Origin of the sequence: Desulfosporosinus fructosivorans (assembly GCF_004766045.1) — a bacterium.
In the GTDB taxonomy this organism is placed as follows: Bacteria; Bacillota; Desulfitobacteriia; order Desulfitobacteriales; family Desulfitobacteriaceae; genus Desulfosporosinus; species Desulfosporosinus fructosivorans.
On record NZ_SPQQ01000027.1, the window covers coordinates 12379 to 32216 of the forward strand.

General features: G+C 43.6%; 20 protein-coding genes. 3 read left to right on the forward strand and 17 right to left on the reverse strand.

All coding sequences use genetic code 11. From position 1 onward, the window contains the following. Nucleotides 1–8: 8 nt before the first annotated feature. The 8 genes from E4K67_RS28560 to E4K67_RS31250 form a co-directional block, all read right to left on the reverse strand. Nucleotides 9–1619 (reverse strand): spore germination protein, encoded by a 1611-nt coding sequence (locus E4K67_RS28560; protein ID WP_135552982.1) that lies wholly within the window; start codon nucleotides 1617–1619, stop codon nucleotides 9–11. A 25-nt stretch (nucleotides 1620–1644) separates the two neighbouring features. Beyond that, nucleotides 1645–2739, reverse strand: a complete 1095-nt coding sequence (locus E4K67_RS28565) for a GerAB/ArcD/ProY family transporter (RefSeq protein ID WP_135552983.1) — start codon at nucleotides 2737–2739, stop codon at nucleotides 1645–1647. A 524-nt stretch (nucleotides 2740–3263) separates the two neighbouring features. After that, nucleotides 3264–3920: a 3-oxoacid CoA-transferase subunit B gene (locus E4K67_RS28570; RefSeq protein ID WP_135552985.1), complete on the reverse strand. Its 657-nt coding sequence runs from the start codon at nucleotides 3918–3920 to the stop codon at nucleotides 3264–3266. A gap of 16 nt (nucleotides 3921–3936) precedes the next feature. After that, a complete protein-coding gene (gene atoD / locus E4K67_RS28575) occupies nucleotides 3937–4584 on the reverse strand; it encodes an acetate CoA-transferase subunit alpha (RefSeq protein ID WP_274594922.1) in 648 nt (215 codons plus the stop codon). A gap of 218 nt (nucleotides 4585–4802) precedes the next feature. Further along, complete coding sequence (locus tag E4K67_RS28580; protein ID WP_135552988.1) at nucleotides 4803–5381, reverse strand: ketopantoate reductase family protein; 579 nt, start codon at nucleotides 5379–5381, stop codon at nucleotides 4803–4805. Nucleotides 5382–5486: 105 nt separating this feature from the next. Continuing rightward, nucleotides 5487–6794: a GntP family permease gene (locus tag E4K67_RS28585; RefSeq protein ID WP_135552990.1), complete on the reverse strand. Its 1308-nt coding sequence runs from the start codon at nucleotides 6792–6794 to the stop codon at nucleotides 5487–5489. Between the two features lie 348 nt (nucleotides 6795–7142). Then, on the reverse strand, nucleotides 7143–7580 hold the full coding sequence (locus E4K67_RS28590; protein ID WP_158408606.1) for an AAA-type ATPase lid domain-containing protein: 438 nt from the start codon (nucleotides 7578–7580) through the stop codon (nucleotides 7143–7145). Then, nucleotides 7577–7699, reverse strand: a complete 123-nt coding sequence (locus tag E4K67_RS31250; RefSeq protein ID WP_274594923.1) for a hypothetical protein — start codon at nucleotides 7697–7699, stop codon at nucleotides 7577–7579. The genes E4K67_RS28590 and E4K67_RS31250 overlap by 4 nt, the downstream gene beginning before the upstream one ends. 400 nt (nucleotides 7700–8099) lie before the next feature. On the opposite strand from E4K67_RS31250, the gene E4K67_RS28595 reads away from it, so the two are divergent. The 3 genes from E4K67_RS28595 (at nucleotide 8100) to E4K67_RS28605 (ending at nucleotide 11011) form a co-directional block, all read left to right on the forward strand. Next, entirely contained in the window at nucleotides 8100–8714 is a 615-nt protein-coding gene (locus E4K67_RS28595) for a TetR/AcrR family transcriptional regulator (protein ID WP_135552994.1), read from the forward strand. A gap of 89 nt (nucleotides 8715–8803) precedes the next feature. Then, nucleotides 8804–9643 carry an MmRce1 family CPBP family CAAX prenyl protease gene (gene mmrce1 / locus E4K67_RS28600; protein ID WP_199242682.1) on the forward strand — a complete coding sequence of 280 codons (840 nt, stop codon included), beginning with the start codon at nucleotides 8804–8806 and terminating at the stop codon, nucleotides 9641–9643. A 39-nt stretch (nucleotides 9644–9682) separates the two neighbouring features. Further along, nucleotides 9683–11011 (forward strand): MFS transporter, encoded by a 1329-nt coding sequence (locus E4K67_RS28605; RefSeq protein WP_135552996.1) that lies wholly within the window; start codon nucleotides 9683–9685, stop codon nucleotides 11009–11011. Nucleotides 11012–11178: 167 nt separating this feature from the next. Here E4K67_RS28605 and hprK read toward each other — a convergent pair whose 3' ends face one another. From hprK to E4K67_RS28650, 9 genes are all read right to left on the reverse strand, one after another. Further along, on the reverse strand, nucleotides 11179–12063 hold the full coding sequence (gene hprK / locus E4K67_RS28610; RefSeq protein WP_135553015.1) for an HPr(Ser) kinase/phosphatase: 885 nt from the start codon (nucleotides 12061–12063) through the stop codon (nucleotides 11179–11181). A 245-nt stretch (nucleotides 12064–12308) separates the two neighbouring features. Further along, entirely contained in the window at nucleotides 12309–14012 is a 1704-nt protein-coding gene (gene ptsP / locus E4K67_RS28615; RefSeq protein ID WP_135552998.1) for a phosphoenolpyruvate--protein phosphotransferase, read from the reverse strand. 1 nt (nucleotide 14013) lies between these two features. Continuing rightward, the gene (locus tag E4K67_RS28620) at nucleotides 14014–14283 is read right to left on the reverse strand and encodes an HPr family phosphocarrier protein (RefSeq protein WP_135553000.1); all 270 of its coding nucleotides are present in this window, start codon (nucleotides 14281–14283) and stop codon (nucleotides 14014–14016) included. 23 nt (nucleotides 14284–14306) lie between these two features. Continuing rightward, a complete protein-coding gene (locus tag E4K67_RS28625; protein WP_135553002.1) occupies nucleotides 14307–15677 on the reverse strand; it encodes a PTS fructose transporter subunit IIC in 1371 nt (456 codons plus the stop codon). Nucleotides 15678–15703: 26 nt separating this feature from the next. Further along, on the reverse strand, nucleotides 15704–16159 hold the full coding sequence (locus E4K67_RS28630; protein ID WP_135553004.1) for a PTS sugar transporter subunit IIA: 456 nt from the start codon (nucleotides 16157–16159) through the stop codon (nucleotides 15704–15706). Then, nucleotides 16156–17121 carry a 1-phosphofructokinase gene (gene pfkB, locus E4K67_RS28635; RefSeq protein ID WP_135553006.1) on the reverse strand — a complete coding sequence of 322 codons (966 nt, stop codon included), beginning with the start codon at nucleotides 17119–17121 and terminating at the stop codon, nucleotides 16156–16158. Before pfkB ends, E4K67_RS28630 begins: the two co-directional genes overlap by 4 nt. A gap of 16 nt (nucleotides 17122–17137) precedes the next feature. Then, nucleotides 17138–17893, reverse strand: a complete 756-nt coding sequence (locus tag E4K67_RS28640; protein WP_135553017.1) for a DeoR/GlpR family DNA-binding transcription regulator — start codon at nucleotides 17891–17893, stop codon at nucleotides 17138–17140. 344 nt (nucleotides 17894–18237) lie between these two features. After that, a complete protein-coding gene (locus tag E4K67_RS28645) occupies nucleotides 18238–19161 on the reverse strand; it encodes a beta-keto acid cleavage family enzyme (protein ID WP_135553008.1) in 924 nt (307 codons plus the stop codon). A gap of 38 nt (nucleotides 19162–19199) precedes the next feature. Further along, a partial coding sequence (locus E4K67_RS28650) for a ketopantoate reductase family protein (RefSeq protein ID WP_206752236.1) occupies nucleotides 19200–19838 on the reverse strand: 639 nt, incomplete at its 5' end.

Below are 19838 nucleotides of genomic sequence, written 5' to 3' on the forward strand. Positions count from 1 at the left end.
CTCTAACCTCATTTTTTCTTTGGGGATGGCCTGGTTGAGCGTCCTCTAATAGAATTCCAGGCTCCGAAAAGCCGGGGGCGGGTATTTAATGCCCAAGCAGGAGCTTTAACCAGGACATCCTGCCAATCGTCTAGATTCGCTGGAGCCAGAGGTGCCAGGTAGGGGACCCCAAAAGAGCGTAATTTTGTTAAATGAATAAAGAGGACCATACTCCCCATCAGGAGGCCGAATATGCCCAGAAACGAAGCCCAAGTTATGAGAAAGAGGCGACTAAGCGGAATAACATCCCCTAAAGATGGGATAACAAAACTGGCGATACCAGTTAAGGCTACGAAGATAATGACTGTATCACTGACCAAGCTCGCCTTTGATGCAGCTTCACCAATTACTAAGCCCCCGACAATACTAACCGCTTGCCCGATCGGACGAGGCATGCGAACTCCGGCCTCCCGTAATATTTCAAAGATCATTCCCATAATAAAAACTTCCACGTATGCAGGAAAAGGTATCCCTTCTCTGGATTTTGCCATGCTAACTAACAAAGGAGTCGGAATTAAGTCCGGATGAAAACTCTGGATAGCAATATACAATGCTGGAAGGTAAAGAGCAAATATCAGGGAAACAATCCTAAGCCAGCGAACAATCGTCACAAAATAAGGCCGAGAATAATAATCCTCTGAGCTTTGCAAAGCTTCGACCAAGAGATAAGGAACTGTCAAGGCAATAGGAGTGCCATCGACAAATATGCCAATGCGCCCTTCTAGTAGCTTCGCGGCTAGAATATCCGGCTTCTCCGTATTGCCAACCGTAGGAAAGATTGAGACTGGCGCATCTTCAATCAATTGTTCGATATATCCGCTTTCCAAAATTCCGTCGATATCAATTCTTTGCAGACGGTTTCTTACTTCATTGACTAATTTTTCGTTGACAACTCCGCTTAAATAGGCAAAACAGACAGTTGTTTTCGTACGAGCCCCCAGATTCAATTGTTCTAAAATTAAGTTTTCATTAGTAATTTTCCGCCGTAATAAAGAGAGATTTATCCCCAGACGCTCATTAAAGCCTTCCCGGGGTCCCCGCACAACAGATTCGGTAGCTGGTTCTAATATCGCACGACCTTCGAACCCTTTACTATCGAAAATCAAGGCTGAATTATAACTGTCAAGGAGTAGAGCTACATTTCCTCTTAAGATGCTGTCAATAACATCTTGAAGCTGACTAAATTCCTGCACCCTGTTATTGGGCACAGCATAATCCCTGATGAACGTGAGCAAGTTATGCTGATTAAGCTCCTGCCATAGTTCTTCCCTCGCGAAATCAAACATTAAGGGTTTTAAGATCGTTGCATTCATTGATTCAGCTTTAACCAGACCATCGATATAGATTAGGGCCGCGCTCTTATTGGGGTCAAAACCGACCTTGAATTCACGAAAAACAATGTCTACACTCCCCTGAAACCGCTCTTTCAGAACGGTAAGATTGGTTGTTAAGAGCGAAGTAAGTTTATTAACTTCAGTTTCAGATTCATTAGAAGGAGGACGGCTATCGCTCTCTGTTTTCGGTTGGCCGTAAGCTGGTAATTTCTTTAGTTCTTTTAATTTTTTTAGTTTCTTTAACAATTAAGCGCTGCCCCTTTCCCCTTAGTCATGTCTTCTTAATTCCATGACGAATTATACTGACAATAAGCAACATAATGATCAGGAAAACTTCGATAAATATAGCCAAGAAAGGGAAAATTGTCTCCGTAAACTGATGCATTTCCGCAATATTGCTAAATACAAACTCCGATAGTATTAGCATGGTAACTCCGAAATATGGCGTCAAAGTCTGATACCTTTGTATTTTTAAAATCTGGGCTAGTCCCAGAACGCTTGAATAATAGAGTATGACCAGGCTTACAAAAGCACCAGCAATCTGAAATATGATGACTAAAGTTTCAATACGCTCAAAAAAATCACCAACTTTAATGATCTGAGCAAGGCGAAATACCGGATATACTTGTTGGCTGCTATAACTTGTACCGAAAATGGTGATTAGGGACATCAATGTCATAATGGACAGAATGGTCACACTACTAATGGCGATCCATTTTGCTTTAAGACTTTCTTTAGGGTTGTTATGATACGGCATAAATACCCCCATTGTGACGCAGACCCCATACAAACTAATGGGTAGAAGGCTTAATTTTAGTAATTCCCAAACGTCATGTTGAAAAACTGGTCGTAAATTTCCTAGTTCGACCCGATTCAGGCTAAAGGTCAAAATGATCAGCAATGCAATAAGCATGAGTGGAGCAATGATTTCGCTCAGCCTGGCAACTACCTCTAAACCGGCATTGACTGCATAGAGACTAATCAGAAGCAGAATAAAATTGATAGCTAGTTCTGGAGTGCCTGTCAAGAGTACTGTATCAATAAATTCACTGACGGTTTTTAAGATAATCAGTGTCATGTACCCAAAAAACAGGATGAATAAAAGGCCTGAAATCTTGCCCAGCCATGGGCCCAGAATTGTCTCGCTGTATTGAATCATCGTCTGCTGAGGATACCTCATACCAAGGATAAAGTAAATTATAGCAATCGCAGCATCCATAACTAACGTTATAAGCATTACTTGCCAAACGTCTTGTTTACTTTGTTCAATCAAAATTCGAGGTAAACCAAACATAATTGTACTTAACAAAAGAGAAAAGAGCATTAAAGTAAATTGCCGGGTAGATATTTTTCCGTTTTCTAACATTTTCGACTCCCATTCTCCTCAAAGTACAAGATTATTCTATTGTAACCTTTCTGAATTTTTCTATGTAGAGCTGACCTCAATAACGAACCCTGCCAATAATATTCTTATTCATTGCTATCATCAAAGCAACCACGGGTTACGAGTTACCGAAGAAGGGAAGTCATAGGCTTGAATATGGGCAAACACGGCATGGAAAGAATCTACAAACTCAAAAGAATGAATAATCCGCGAAGTTCAAGGCTACAAACAAAAAAGCCAGAGCGTCAAAACGTTCTAGCGGAGTTTACCTTAACCTAAGAAATATTTACTTAATCAACTCTGGTACTAAGGACAACTTCCTGCCCTTCGACATCTTCGATTATGCTCTTAACCACCTACAACCGATTCCACCCGATATCGGACATAGCGATGTAAAGATGAGGGAATTGCTGCCGATTGGTCATCAACAATTCAGAAATTTGCTCCAGTACCTTTTGACTGGTAATCCTTATATAATGCCCTCTCCTTCACTAAGATCGTGGCCATCATAGTTCCATTGAACCGACAGTAGAAGGGACAATTAGCTTTGCTTCAGTCTTAGATTGGATTCCCTCAACAGTGACGCCCGATGCTAATTCTTTTAAGACGATGCCATCTTTGGTTACTTTCATAACACCCAGTTCAGTGACTATATAATCAACCTCCTTAGCGGCGGTGAGTGGCAAAGTACATTTTTTCAGAATTTTAGGGGCACCTTCTTTAGTGGTGTGTTCCATAGCAATGATAACTTTCCGTGCTCCGGCTGCTAGATCCATAGCCCCACCCATACCTGGTACCATTTTACCTGGAACCATCCAGTTAGCCAGGTTTCCTTTTTCATCAACTTCCAAGGCACCTAGAACCGTAGCGGCCAAGTGCCCCCCTCTAATAAGTGCAAAGGACGTAGCACTGTCAAAACATACACCACCTGGGAGAATCGTTACAGGGGCTGCACCGGCGTTAACCACGTCTTTGTCTTCCTGACCTTGCGAGGGAGTTGGACCTAGCCCGATAAAACCATTCTCAGACTGAAGCATAATGTTGCTCCCTGCAGGTATATAGTTAGCTACAGCCGTCGGCATCCCGATCCCCAGGTTTACCACGTCCCCTTCGTTAAAGAAACGGGCTACTCTTTTGGCAATTATTTCACGCGGATTCGACATTTTCTTACTCCTCCCCTTAACCCTTAATTATCATGTCTACGACTGCACCAGGTGTCATAATCTCATCAGGATCAAGCATCCCTATTTCGACGATCTCTTCCGCTTCAACAATCACGAAATCTGCAGCCATTGCCATAACGGGGTTAAAGTTTCTGGAAGTACGACGATAGACGAGGTTGCCATATTTGTCAGCTTTCCAGGCTTTTATTAGAGCGATATCGGCTTTTATAGGCAGCTCCAAAAGGTAGGTTCTTCCGCCTTTAGTTATTTTATCTTTGCCTTCTTCGACAACAGTTCCTAAACCAGTAGGGGTAAGAAAGCCTCCAAGCCCAGCACCTGCAGAACGTATTCTTTCCGCTAGAGTGCCCTGAGGAACCAACTCCACTTCCATCTCCTTGGCATGCATTTGTCGTCCTGTTTCGGGGTTAGTGCCGACATGAGAGACAATGACTTTGCTGGTCTGTTTATTGACTACCAACTTACCAACGCCTTTACCAGGAAAAGCTGTATCATTGGCTATTACCGTAAGATTCTTAACACCCTTCTCCACTAGACCGTCCACCAGGCTCTCTGGAGTTCCTGTACCTAGGAATCCACCAATCATCACCCATTGGTTGTCGGTAAATCTAGCTAGAGCCTCTTCCCTCTCGGCTACTTTATTCACAATGTTTTCCTCCTTTGGTTTATGACCACGTTTACCATATTTCATGCGTTTAAAGCTGCATCTTGTAATCCTTTAATGGATGTTCAGGAGGGGCGATGGGGCTCTATTATAGAATAATTTTGGAATTTTACTACTCCTGGTATCTGTTTGACATAGAACCTGTAAAGAACTTGGAAGCAAAGGATAGCTAAAATGCTATCCTTTGCCTACATTTATTATTATCTGGTCAGGGCCAGTAATTCCCTGGCTTCAGCAGGTGTAGCAGGTTGAAGGTCTAACTCAGTCATGATCCTGACCATCTTCAGTTCGGCAACTTTTTTTGTCCTTTCCCGGATGCTGCCATCCAGTTCACCAATATCATAGCTCATCTTGTTGGGGTCGGATGTAAGCATCGAGACTCCAGGACCCACATACGTTGCTCCCCAGCCCACAGTCCCGCTTAAGGTGCGCTCTTTACCGATAATTTCTGCTACGGCTTCCTCAGGAACACCATTTTGCAGAGTACAGACGACACTGTCGGGACCCAGATGAGGTAGTAATTGTTTTAAGGCAACCTCGTTATACGTTTGTTTAACCAGATATAGAACCACATCATAAACTCCGGTCATCTCATCAGGCGTGATGGCTTTTACAGGAATATTTAGCTCCATTGTTCCTGTAATAGTAGCCCCTTTTTCGTTTAAAGCTTTAACATGTTCTTTGTTGGCATCAATTAGGATAACGTCTCCGCCATTTTTCGTGATGAGAGCCCCGGCTATCGTCCCCAAGGACCCTACACCCATAATTGCAGTGCGCATAATATCTCCTCCTTGTTTGTTTCTATTACCGGTACTCATGTGGGCCAAGGCCCACATGAGTACCTAGTTTATTGCCGTCAATTTTCAAGTCAGCGCCCAAGGAATTTAGTATAAGAATATTCCGATAGCGATAGCCAAAGCGGTTGCCAGAAGAGGTATAATTACAGTCACTACACCGAGATCTTTATAGGCTTCTTTATGGCTTAAACCCATAACCATCAACATTGTAATTACCGCTCCGGAATGGGGTAGGGAGTCTAGACCACCGGAAGCAATCGAGGCAACTCTGTGTAAAGCTTCGGGATTTATCCCACTTTGCAGGAATGCAGGACCCATAGTTTTCATAAAGATGGTCAAGCCACCACTGGCAGAACCGGTAATACCAGCTATCACGTTAACAGCGATGGCTTCGGAAACCAAAGGATTGAATTTCATACCCAAGGCAAATTTAATAAACGCTTGGAAAGCTGGAACGTTCTGGACTACAAAACCAAAGCCAACAATAGCCGCAGTATTGATGAGGGCCATCACACTGTTTGAGCAACCATCATTCAGTGCCTTAAGGGGATTTTCAATACGCTTCCAGTTCAGCACATACGTCAGACTAATACCAACTGCTAGAGCGATGCTTACCCCATAAAGAGCATCCATCTTCCCTTTCAGGAGAAAAATCACGCCGATTACGACGAGTAAAGGTAAAAAAGCTACTTTCCAATCGGGCAGTTTACTGTCATCAGCCAAGGATATTTTATCCATATTGTCACGAGGACCTGGTACAAAATGTTCGCCATTAGCCTTAGCTTTTTTAGCCTGATTTTGCACATACCAGACACCTGCCCAGAAGAGGAATAGGGAGCAGATAATTCCCATCAAAGGAGCTGCCGTTGCTGTGGTTCCCAATACTTGAGCAGGGATGAGGTTCTGAATAGAAGGAGATCCTGGCATAGCTGTCATGGTAAAGGTTCCTGCTCCAATACCAACAGTCGCTACGATAAGTCTCTTGGGTAAATCAGCTGCCTTAAAGAGAATTAAAGCCAGAGGATAGACAGTAAAAATAACTATGAATAGATTAACTCCACCGTAGGTAAGGACGGAGGTAGCCAAAGCCACAACAAGAACGGCTCTGGCTTCACCAAACCTGTCCATTAACTTGTAGGAAATAGAGTTAGCACTTCCGCTATCACCCATAACTTGACCAAATAATGCGCCCAGAACAAAGATTAAGAAATAGGTACCGGCAAAATACTTAAATCCGTTGACATAATCCACTGAGAGGGATTTCCAGATGTCGCCATTGTTGGTTAAAATAACGATTAGAGCACAAAGAAGAGAAGCAGGAATGATACCCCAGCCTTTATAGGCCATAAAAATAATGACTGCGATGGCAATAAGCACACCCATAACACCTAACATTACTTATCCTCCTCAAAAATCGTTGTATTTGTCATTTCGTTCTGGTTACAGACCGGATGTACTGGCAGAAATGGGTTCATAACTGGTGTTTTTCTCGATTCCCTCCTTTCTCTAAGTTTTGCTCACGATCACCTCCTTTTGTTTTCTCGTTTACATTTCTATCGCAATAAACGTGCCAAAAAGAAGAAGCACGATTAAACGTCTAATCATGCTTCTTCTGGGCCTTTTAACATACTATCTGATCAAAAAAACTGTCTGATTACCCAACACTTGTCTGGATTACCCGACAGTTTCTTAGCAGAATATAAACTCTACTTTCGGTCGTGATCGAAAGTAGGGTTCATATCTTTATCCTATATTATATTTTTTTATTTTTTCATAAAGTACGCTTCTATTTATTTTTAATAACTTAGCGGCCATACTTATATTGGCGTTGGTCTGGGCAAGCGCCCTAACTATGGTTTCTTTTTCAGCTTTGCCCCTTACTGTTTCAAGACAAACCTCATTTTCGTTTCGACTTCTCTCCTTCTCCTTACGCAATAAAAAGTGTTCAAAAAGTTCAAGTTTTAGGTTGCCTTGTAAAGCTAAATTAGCGGCTCTTTCTATGGTATTTTCCAATTCGCGGATATTACCAGGCCAATGATAATCTTGGAATAGTTTAATGACTTCATTATCAATCCCCGTAATATTCAAACCAAGTTCTTTGTTAATTTTGGAGATGAAATGTTCAATCAACAAGGGGATGTCATCAAGCCGCGTCCGTAATGGTGGAATTTCAATACTCACTGTGGGCATTTGGCATTACAGCGATCTGTGAACTGGATAATTACCTGACCGGGGATCCTACCCTTGGCAAGCGTAACCATATTATCGAAGCGAAATACAGGATTGTTACTTTTCATCATCTGCACTCCCTCCACACTATTACCGTTATACATAACCATTATCCTCAAATAAAAAAGCGGCTTAAACAATTTTAAGCCGTTCTCTCGTTCCTTCCTGTAGGGATAGTTGTCTCCTTAACCTTGCCGGGCCGGAGGGAAATACGAAACACAGAGACATTTTTGTGATGCCGGTTGTAGAAACTGACCAACGAAATTATATTGTTTATCTCACTGATAAAAGGTACAGACTTAAAATATATAATTCTTCCCGATTATGCAATTAATGGAGGCAATGTCTACAAGTAAAAATCTGGTTTCTATATTATGTATTTTGGAAGGCAGTTATTAAAAAATAATTGACTGACGGTCAGTCATATGGTAAAGTCTAATCATTAACTGACCGTCAGTCAAGGAGGTTCTAATGAAAAGAGTTGTTAAAGATCCGAAGATACGGCGAAATGAGATACTAGCGGTTGCCGGGGAGCTATTTAAAAACCAGGGATATGTTAATACGACCGTGGAGGCTATCATTCAGCAGGTGGGGGTAGCGAAAGGGACCTTTTATTACTACTTTAAGTCTAAGGAAGATATTCTGGATGCACTTGTTCACGCCATGGTGGATCAATTCCGCGAAGACTATAAAAGAATTGCAGATAACCCTAAACTGAGCGCTATGGATAAGATGCGGCAGATGCTGAGGGGGCAAAACCAGAGTTTGGAAAAAGAAAGCGAGTTAATGGAAAACCTGCATCGACCTGAGAACAGAGAACTCCATGAGCGGATTAATATTGAAATTATAATTAAAATTTCTCCTGTATTTGCTCAAGTCATTGAACAAGGCAAAATAGAATCTGTTTTCAATGTGGAAAATTCTCTGGAAACCATACAGTTCCTACTGGCAGGATCCCAATTTCTTCTGGAATCAGGCCTCTTCATGTGGAATCAGGAAGAGGAAATGAAACGGAAACTATCCATGCAGTCCATCATTGAACGGTCATTAGGCGCTAATCCGGGCTCCTTTTCATTTATCCGATAGCTAACACCGCTAAGACTCCCGCTTTCATTCAGCTTTGTTAGTGAATTAGAAAAATAAGATAAGACAATGGTCATTAAAATAAGGAGGAAATGATGATTTCAATCTACAAGTACAACCCTAAAGTCTATTTTGTTACGACCTTTATAATAACCTATGCCCTCTGGTTTGCAGGAGCGTATGTAAGTTTTCAGGATGACATAAGCGAACTGTATATGCTATTTATGCTTCCTGGATTGATGGCGCCTTTTCTTATCTCTCTTGGGATGATTGCGACATCGAAAGATTCCGATTTAAAAAGGGATTTTCTCAACCGTCTTATCAATCCGAGACTAATCCAACTGAAGATGTTGCCGGCATTTCTTTTAATAATGCCGCTATCTGTGCTGGCATCGATCGTTCTTTCTTTACCCTTAGGAGGATCGATTTCCCAGTTCCAATTTGCTGATGGGTTCTCTTTTTCATCAGGTTTTGTCCCAGTATTGCTCCTGCTTTTACTTGCCGCAAGTTTTGAAGAGCTTGGCTGGAGAGGATATGCATTTGACAGTCTGCAGAGTCGGTATAACTTATTAACGGCATCGATTATGTTCAGCATAATCTGGTCGCTCTGGCACCTTCCCCTCATTCTTGTCAATAACTCCTATCAGTATGAAATTTTTCACGAAAGCATCTGGTTTGGTGTGAACTTTTACGTAAGCATCATCCCTATGGGCGTGATTATCAGTTGGATTTGCATAAAAAACAGAAAAAGTGTTATCGCAGCGATTCTCTTCCACTTTATTGCCAATATGTCACAGGAGATATTGGCTATGTCTCAGACGACAAAGTGTATTGAAACTGTGGTTCTCGCTGTTGTTGTTGCTGTTATTGTTATATTAGACAAAGAGATGTTTTTTCCCATAAAGAAGGCATCCTGTATGGTAAAATTATAACCTTTTGGTTTTTAATGATTGCGAAAGAGGGCAAAAGAGATGAATACTCAGGATAAAACGTTTAGAAGATTTCTGATTATCTGGTCAGGGCAGTTGCTTTCGGCTATAGGGACTGGACTTACAGCTTTTGCATTGGGAATCTATGTCTTTCAGAAGACTCAATCTGCCACGAGCTATTCTTTAATCATTCTTTTCGCATTTCTGCCGACCTTCATTTTGCTTCCGTTTGGTGGGGTGCTGGCAGACAGATTTGATCGCAAGAAGATGATGATCTTGGGGGATGCGGGTGCCATAGGTGGTCTATTATTCATTCTGCTTGTCATGTCGTCGGGAAGTCTTGAATTATGGCAGATTTATCTTGGAGTAGCAATGAGTTCGGTATTTGCGGCTATTCAAAACCCCGCCTATAAGGCTGCCGTCTCCGATCTGGTTTCAGAAGAGTTATATTCCCAGGCAAGCGGGCTTATTCAATTGGCAGGATCGGCTCAATATCTTATATCTCCGATTATTGCAGGGTTCCTTATTAGTGTTTTTAATATAAAACTCGTTTTAATCATTGATATCATGACTTTCCTGATTGCTGTTACAGCCGTGTTTATGATTAAGAAGCAGGATGCCGCTCCTCAAAAGCATAAAAAGCAGGATATCTCTCTCCAAAATCATGAAAAGCAGAAATTCCTCCATGATGTAACCGATTCCTTCCGATACATCTTCTCCCAGAAAGGGATTTTATGGTTGGTTTTGCTAACCTCAATGGTTTGCTTTTATGTAGGGTTAATTCAATCGCTGTTTGGGCCCATGATGCTGTCGTTGACCGATTCCAAAACTCTGGGTATTACCCTTTCCGTATCGGCGTCAGGAATGCTTGTAAGCAGCCTGTTTATTGGGTTATTCGGAATAAAGAAAAGCAAGGTATTCATACTTTCCTTGTTTCTTGTTCTTGCCGGTCTGTTTTATGCCCTCATGGGCGTATTCACAACAGTTGTGTTAATCGCCATTTTTACTTTCCTCTTTTTCAGCACGCTCCCGTTTGTGAATACAACCCTGGAGGTTCTTATTCGAACGAATGTCGATAATGAAAGGCAGGGAAGGGTATGGTCTATGGTTTATGCCATTTCACAAGTGGGTTATATACTGGCATTTGGGTCAGCAGGTTTTTTAGCAGATTACCTGTTTAACCCGCTGTTTTATCCGGATGGGGCGCTGGCCCAAACTGTTGGGCGGATCATCGGAACAGGGCAAGGAAGGGGCATCGGTTTTATATTCATCCTTTCCGGTTTACTTGTTTCAATCCTTGGTCTGATTATCGGACGGGTTAAGAAAATAAGCGCATTGGAATTAAACCAGTCGGAGAATTGCAAGGCATAACCAAGTGTACCTGGAAAATTCAGAGGCTGCCCGAATCCTCGGACAGCCTCTTTTTAATGCATTTCTTGTACATCAATAATTTTTAAATTCTTATTCATTACTGAAGAGTAATTGAATTCTACCTATTGCATAAAAAAAGGGGCTGCCTCAAAATAAAAATTAAATTTTTATGAAGAGGCAGTCCCTTGCCTATTGACCGATCTAAGTCTATTTTGCATTACTGCAACTTCAATAATCGTGGCCAGATTACGTCCCGGACGAACCGGAACGGTAATCTCCGGAATGGAGATCCCTAAGATCTGACGGGTCTGAGGTGGATCAATCCCTAGACGGTCGTAAATTTTTTCTTGCTGCCATTCTTCCAGGTGTACAATAAACTGAATATCTTTTTCCTCCCGAACGGCACCCGCTCCAAATAAGGTCGTCACGTCCAGAATTCCTAACCCTCGCACCTCCATCAGATGCCGTATTCGGCTTGGGGCAGTGCCCCTCAAATTTTCTTCATCAACCCGGCGGACTTGCACGGCATCATCGGCAACCAACAAGTGCCCGCTTTTGATTAACTCTAAAGCCGCCTCACTTTTTCCAATTCCACTTTCACCGGTAATCAAAACACCGACGCCGTATACATCGACTAATACTCCGTGCACCAGAGTACTGGGAGCTAACTGGTTCGTGAGGTAACGGATTAAGAGATAAAAAAGTTGGGTCGTCGATCGGTGAGTTGTTAAGAGAGGAATCTTCCGCTCAACGGCTAACTCGACAAACTCATGGGGAATCGGTAAACCCCGCGTAATAATCACACAGGGGACTTCTGCAACCATCACTTGCGCAAGATGTTCGCGGCGCACGGAATCTTCAAATTGCTGGATTAGCCCTAATTCAGTCCGCCCGTAAACTTGAATACGTTTGGGAGACAAATGCTTTAAATATCCCACCAATTCGGCACTTGGACGTTTTAAGCTATATTCCGAAATTTCTTTGCTTAATTCCTCCTGCCCTGCTATAACCTCCAATTTGAATTCTTCAATCAATTGGTTTACTGTAAGCAATTTTCCGCCTTCTTTCAAAGTGAACTCGTTCAACTAAAGTTGAACATCGAGACTTAGGTGGGGGAGTCTCCCCCCACCTAAGTAAAGTACGGGGTACCACTCCCACTTGTAGAAGTGGGAGTCTCACTGAACTCATTTACATACAATTCCAGATTAACGAACAACAAGGGTTGAATCTTAAAAATTCAACCCTTGTTAAATAATCCTCCCTGTCCCCTAGACTTGCACAATCGCGCCTCGGGCTTTTATCCAACAAATTTTTTTAATTGGTCTATTACCTCCGCAGCAGTGGAACAATCCAGAACGGTATCCACCAACGTCTGTTTTCCCACAGCATCAAAGGTTAACTTGAGCAAAGCTTGGCGAACTTTGGGTAATGATCCCGGCGCCATACTTAGTTCCTTGATCCCTACGGCCGCAAAGAAAGGCGCCAATAAACTGTCCCCTCCGGCCTCACCGCAAACTCCTACCCAAATGCCGGCTTTTTCTGCCGCTTGGCTCACTCGGGCAATTATACCCAATACTGCAGGGTGATGAGGTTGATACAAGTCAACCAGTTCATTATTGTCTCGGTCCACCGCCAACATATACTGGGTCAGATCATTCGTACCAATACTAAAGAAATCAACTTCTGTGGCTAACCTCTTGGCATTCCAGGCCGCAGCTGGAATTTCGATCATGATGCCTACTTCAAGTTTGCCCACGGCATATCCTTCTTGTACAACTTCGTCCCGGGCTAAAAAGAGTAGTTCCTTGGCCTGTACCAATTCCTCAAGCGTTGCAATCATTGGAAACATGACGGCAGACGGTCCCGCAGCCGAAGCACGCCAGATAGCCCGAAGCTGAACACGAAAGATTTCTGGACTGCGCAAGCACAGGCGCAAGGCCCTTACACCCAGGAAAGGATTTTGTTCCTTAGGTAACTTTAAGGCCGGCGCTGTTTTATCTCCGCCAATATCCAACGTTCGAATAACGGTCTGATGAGGAGCACAGGCTGCAATCACTTGGCTGTAAGCCTCGACCTGTTCTTCCTCGGAAGGAAGTTCATCACCCATAAACAAAAATTCAGTGCGGTAAAGCCCAACTCCCTGAGCTTTAAATTTCTGTACTAGTGGCAAATCCGCCGGACTTCCGACATTGGCGGCCAGGACGATGTTCCCCAAGATAGCCCCAGTTACACCCTCCTGTTCTACTTCGCCCAAATCATCTCGTTGCGTAGTGGTAATACCCTCTGGAGATCTCTTGACCCACCCTTTATCCCCGTCCAGTTCAATCCACTTTAAGTCTGTCAATTCCTCCCATGAACCGTCAACACCTGTAACTGCCGGAATCCCGTAAGTCCGCGCCAGAATTGCAGCATGGGACGTTTTTCCTCCTTTGCGCACGATGAAACCAAGCACTCGATCCTTTGGTAACGAAATGGTTTGGGCCGGAGTAAGTTCTTCAGCCACAACGATCCAACTTCCTATTTTTGGGAAAGAAACGACACCGGACCCTTGGGAACCAAGTAAATTTCGTAGCAACTGCTCCAACACATCTTGCACGTCGACAGCGCGTTCCTGGAAATACGGGTCTGGAATATTTTTCAGCATCTGAACCGCTTCAGCAGCTACTTCTTTCAGCGCTTGCTCAGCTAGTAAATTCTTAGATAAAATACGTTTTTGGGCCTCACCCACGAAAGCAGGATCCGTGAGCATAAGTTTATGGGCTGTAAAGATCTGAGCAAACTCATCCCCTTTTTCAGTCCGAACTTGTTGCTCATATTGGGTAAGTCTTTGGTTGGTGAGTTCAACGGCCTTCTGCAAACGTGCCAATTCTTGTTCCGCATAGATCTCACTCTCATGCTCACGAGGCAGCTCCGACATAAAAGCCTTCAGGATCCAAACTTCGCCCGCGGCTCGACCCGAAGATACCCCAAGACCACGCCAAGAGTTTTTATCCATATCCATCTTACTCACCCTGGTTTTCTAAGTTTATGACGAGGGCTTCTAAATTCCCGGCTGCTTCCTGTTCATCTTCTCCGTCCACAATCAATTCAAATTTACTTCCGGCAGTTAACCCAAGCGAAAGAATCCCTAAAATACTTTTACCATTAACCTCAGAATCGTTGGCTTTAATTATAATGCTGCTTTGATAACGGCTAGCCATCTGGACCCATAAAGAAGCCGGTCTAGCATGAAGCCCTGAACTGTTCGTAATCGTAATTTCTTTGGTAATCATTGCTTATACCTCCCCATGGATATCTATTCTGAGACTGGTTTTTTCACGACTGAAAGGACTGAGGCTGATACAATGGTTCCTGCGACCAAAGCTAGAATATACGGTACCAAATTGGTCACAACATGTGGAATTGCTAAGACCCATATCCCACCATGGGGCACGATGATCGTACTCCCAAACGCCATCGATATCCCCCCAGCAACTGCCGAGCCAATCATGATGGAGGGCATAACTCTCAAGGGATCTGCTGCTGCAAAAGGAATGGCGCCTTCCGTGATAAAGGATAAACCCAGTGCCCAATTAGCCTTGCCAGCTTCTCTCTCTTCCAGAGTATATTTCGTCTTCGTCATCACCGTTGAAAGAGCTATGGCCAGGGGAGGCACCATTCCAGAGATCATCACTGCAGCCATGATCGCAGATGGGTTACCACTTGCTACAGAAGCGGCTCCAAACGTGTAAGCGGCTTTATTGACCGGACCACCCATGTCAAAAGCCATCATTGCACCCAATATAATGCCCAGTAACGCAGCGTTTGTACCGCTTAAGGAGGTTAACCAGGCTGCTAAGCCCGTGTTAAATGAAGTCATAGGTTTACCAATCACATAGACCATCAGCAAGCCCATGATGGCTGTTGAGAGCACCGGGATAATCAGGATTGGCATTAATCCTTGCAGGGATTTCGGAAGCTTAATAAACTTTTTAATCGCAAGAACTGTATAACCCGCCGCAAAACCGGCAACCATGGCGCCTAAGAATCCTGATCCATTATTCGCTGCAATTAAGCCGCCAATCATACCAGGTACGATACCAGGTCTGTCTGCGATCGAAAAGGCAATATAGGCTCCTAAGACTGGAACCATCAACGCAAAGGCGGCTTTACCAGCTGAGAATAGCGTTTCCCCAAAACTTCCTGGAACTTCGTAAACATAGATACCACCAAAGGCAAAACCTAAAGCAATTAGCAAACCCCCTGCCACCACGAAAGGAATCATATAAGACACACCTGTCATTAGGTGTTTATAAACACCGGTCTTAGTTTCCTTACCCTCGGGTTTACCCTGAGTAACCTGATCCGCCGGACTTTTTGAACTTCCCTTAGCATTAACAGCCCTGGTGAGTAACCCTAGAGCGTCTTTAATCGCATCTTTCGTTGAGACTTCAATAACCGTCATTCCCGCGAATCTGCTCTTGTCGACCGACGTGTCTGCAGCAATAATGACTGCCTTTGCTTGTGCCAAATCTTCTGGAGTAAGAACGTTTTCCACACCGACAGACCCTTGGGTCTCGACTTTTATATCATGTCCCATTTCCCGTGCGGCCACTTGAAGGGCCTCTGCTGCCATATAGGTATGAGCGATACCCGTAGGGCAGGATGTAATAGCAACAAATTTCATAAAAACTCCCCCTCTTTTTATTACTCTTAACTCTCGTGTGCTTCAATAACCGCCTTGACTTCTGCCTGGGTTTTAGCGACTCTGAGAGACTCCAGAAACGAACCATGCATGAGCAACCTCGCCAATTTTGACAGAGCACGCAAGTGAATATCCTCTCCGTGGATGGGCGCTGCAATGAGGAAAAAGAGATCCGCTTGGGAATCATCCATCGACTGAACATCAACTCCCTTTTCCAGACGAGCCATGGCCAAGGCCGGCCTAGTAACCCCTTCAGATTTGGCATGAGGAATGGCTACCCCAAACCCTACTCCGGTCGTTCCCTTCGATTCCCTTATCGCAACGTCTGCCAAATACTGCTCTACATTATGAACTGCGCCAATTTCCTGAAAGCTGTGAGCCAGACCTTCCCAAACTTCTTCCTTGGTCTCCGCCTTAAAACCTAATATGATCGATTCATTTGCCAATAGGTCCGTAATTTTCATAATTTACACTCCTTCAATTCTTCTATTATTACGTTTGGTAACTGTTTTTCCACATCATTGAATTTCCCAGCTTGAGTTCCGGGTTGGGCAACCGAGGCAGCGGCAACGGCTGTCGCCCATCGAGCTTGTTGTTCTAGTGACATTCCCTGGGCTTCTCCATATACTAACCCCGCTACCAGAGCATCCCCAGCCCCTACCGTACTGCTAACCCTGACATCGAGTGGACGAACTATCAAGCGCTGCGATCGGTCTGCGACCACCGCCCCTTTTCCTCCCAGTGAAATCACGACTTTAGCAATCCCGCCGGAAATTAGCGTATCAATCGCTTTTAATACATCTAGTTCTTGCTCCACGGAATGGCCCATTAACTGCTTCAATTCATCTATATTGGGTTTGATGGCATAGGGTTTTGCTTTGATTCCCTCTGTCAGAGCGCTTCCACTGGTATCAAGAAAGACCTTGCAATCATAACTCTTCAGGATTTCAATAAACTTCCGGTATATATCTAACGGTGCTTCCTCTGGCAAGCTCCCAGATAGCACAAAAAGCTTAGATTCTACTGCCAACTGCTTAATGATGTTCTCAAGTTCATGTAAATTTGAAGTGTTGCAATGGATACCTGGAAAATTAATTTCGGTTACTAGCCCACTTGCCTCATCGACGATTTTAGTGTTTACTCTAGTCGCCCCATCTACTTTAATAAAATGGTTAGAAATTTCTTGAGCTTGAAAATAGTGTTCGAAAATATTGGCATTGTCTCGTCCTAAAAAACCGCTTACCACCACGTCCTGGCCTAAACTTTTGATAACCTTGGCAACATTTATACCCTTTCCTGCAGGATCTAAGCGTTCTTTGCCAACTCTATTAACTTGCCCGACATGAAATTGTGTAAAATTAAGGGTTTGATCAACTGCAGGATTGAGAGTTATTGTGACAATCTGCGCCAGTTTTTGCTTGTTCATGAGTACCTCCCTTCAGCTAATCAGCAATCTGCACTTGGACATACTGGCTTAACCTTTTTACATCCGCTTCCTCTAACCCATCATCGGTCAGGAGTAAATTGATCTCACTCAGACTACAAATCTTACACAGCGTTTTTTCCCAGAGTTTCGAGTGATCCACTACCAAAATGACCTCTTTGCCCGCCTTCACCATGTGTCGTTTGGTTTCCGCTTCAATTAGATTGGGAGTGGTTACCCCAAGATCGGGGTCAACAGCATTGGCTGCCAAAAATACTTTGTCAAAATGAAGACTTGCTAGCATCTCATTAGTCAAGAACCCCACCAGGGAACGAATACTTTTCCTTAAACTCCCCCCTAAGACAATCACTTCGACTTGGGGCTCATCCGCAAAAACTTGAGCGATATCCATACTATTGGTAGCGACCGTGATCGTTTTCCCCCTCAGGGCGTAAGCTATTTGCAGCGTGGTTGTTCCTGTATCCAAAAATACCGTTTCTCCATCCTTAACCAGATCAACTGCCGCTTTGGCAATTTTTTGTTTTTCGTCATAAAAGAGGATTTCTTTCTCTTGATAACTCAACTCTAAACTTGATTGAATAGAAATTGCCCCTCCATGAGTTCTTTGGATCAACCCGACATTCTCCAATTCCTGCAAATCCCGACGTACCGTCGATTCGGAAACTTCAAATTTTTCGCTCAAATCTCCTACTTTGACTGGTTTACCGGATTCCACTAGTTGCAAGATCTCCGCTTTGCGCTCTTCAGCAAACATATGCATGACCTTCCTCATCCGTTGGATTATCGTTCTTGCTCACTTATTGAGGTCATTACGCTTATTTAAATGCTCATTTGTGATTATTCATGATTGTTTATGCTCATTATAATCTATGGCGCGATATTTTTCAAGTAGAAATGTCAGAAAACTTAAACACCTCAGGAATAAAAAGGAACCCTTCATCTAATCCGCGTGTACGGACTAGGGTTCCTTTTTACCACTTGTTTATTCAACTTGTGTCTCTGTTTGTAATGAAGCACTATAACAACCGACAACCTCTTCTATCAATAACTTGGGAGCACAGGATAGCTGGAGTTGCTATCCTTTCCCTACATTAATTACTATTTGGACAAGGCCAGTAATTCCCTGGCTTCAGCAGGTGTAGCAGGTTGAAGGTCTAACTCAGTCATGATCCTGACCATCTTCGCCACTAATTCACCATTGTTCTTAGCCAAGACTCCTTTACCTAGATATAAATTGTCTTCCATACCTACTCTAACGTGTCCGCCCAGAATAAGAGCCATTGTAGTAGCAGGGAATTCGGCTTTGCCAGCCCCGATTACTGACCAGTTATACTTGCCAGTACCAAAGAGTCTTTCGGCTGTAGTATGCAGGTTCATGATGTCATACGGAGTTGAACCGATGCCACCTAAAATACCGGTTACATACTGCATAGTAATGGGAGGTTTTATAATCCCTTTCTGGAGTAGATAAGCAATGCTGTACAGGTGACCCACGTCATAGACTTCCAGTTCAGGTTTGGTTCCGTTTTCATTCATAATTGAAGTCATGGTTTCCATCGCGGCAAAGGTGTTTTCAAAGATAAAGCTCTTCGTCATATTAAGCATGGCAGGCTCCCAAGGGAACTTGAAATCTTTAATCTTGTCTGCGACAGGGAACAAGCCCCAGTTGATAGAACCAGCATTCATAGAAGCCAATTCAGGCTTGAATTCGGGAACGACAGCTACTCGTTGCTCTACGGTCATGCCTGCACCACCACCAGTGGTAAGACAGATGACTACTTCTTGATTCTGGGCCCGGATTTTGCCCACAATCTCACGATACAGTTCCAGATCAGCGGAAGGCTGCCCTGTTTCAGGATTACGGGCATGGATATGGACTATAGCTGCCCCTGCATTTGCAGCATCAATTGCGTTTTGAGCTATTTGGTCCGGAGTGATTGGAAGATAAGGTGACTGACTAGGTACATGAATAGACCCGGTAATTGCACAGCAGATGATTCGTTTCGTTGATGCTACGGCCATTTTATGTTCCTCCTTGTTATCTATGGTTCATCTTTAATCTAAGCTTCTGGAATTTCAGGCAGCTCAAACATATCAAGGTTCTCAATCTTATAAGTGTACTTACCTGTTTCGATGCCCTTAACTATTTCCACGACTTTATCACTGATTGGAGTAGCAATACCCAGCTTCTTACCCCAATCGGAAATAACGCCATCAATCGCATCAATTTCTGTCTTTAAACCTTTCTCCAGGTCCTGGAGCATACTGGCCTTTAACAGACGGTGTGGTGAATAGACGGCCTTATAGTAAGGGTATTTCGCAGCCCGTTCTTTCTTGTTCTCGAAGGCCAAACCACTCAGGTCATGTCCCTGGAGAGGCTCCAATTTAATACCTCTGGCTTTAACAATTTCAAGGGTCTCGTTACCTATGTGAGCTGCACAGGCAAGCGCTTTTTCATGATCTAAGATGTCGCCGTACGTACAGCCCAAGGCTGCAGACATACCACTCATGGTGGCATTAACAATTAATTTAGTCCAACGAATTCCAGCCAAATTTGGCACAATAATGGTCTCTGCTGAAAGGTTTAACAGTTCGGCAACTTTTTTTGTCCTTTCCCGGATGCTGCCATCCAGTTCACCAATATCATAGCTCATCTTGTTGGGGTCGGATGTAAGCATCGAGACTCCAGGACCCACATA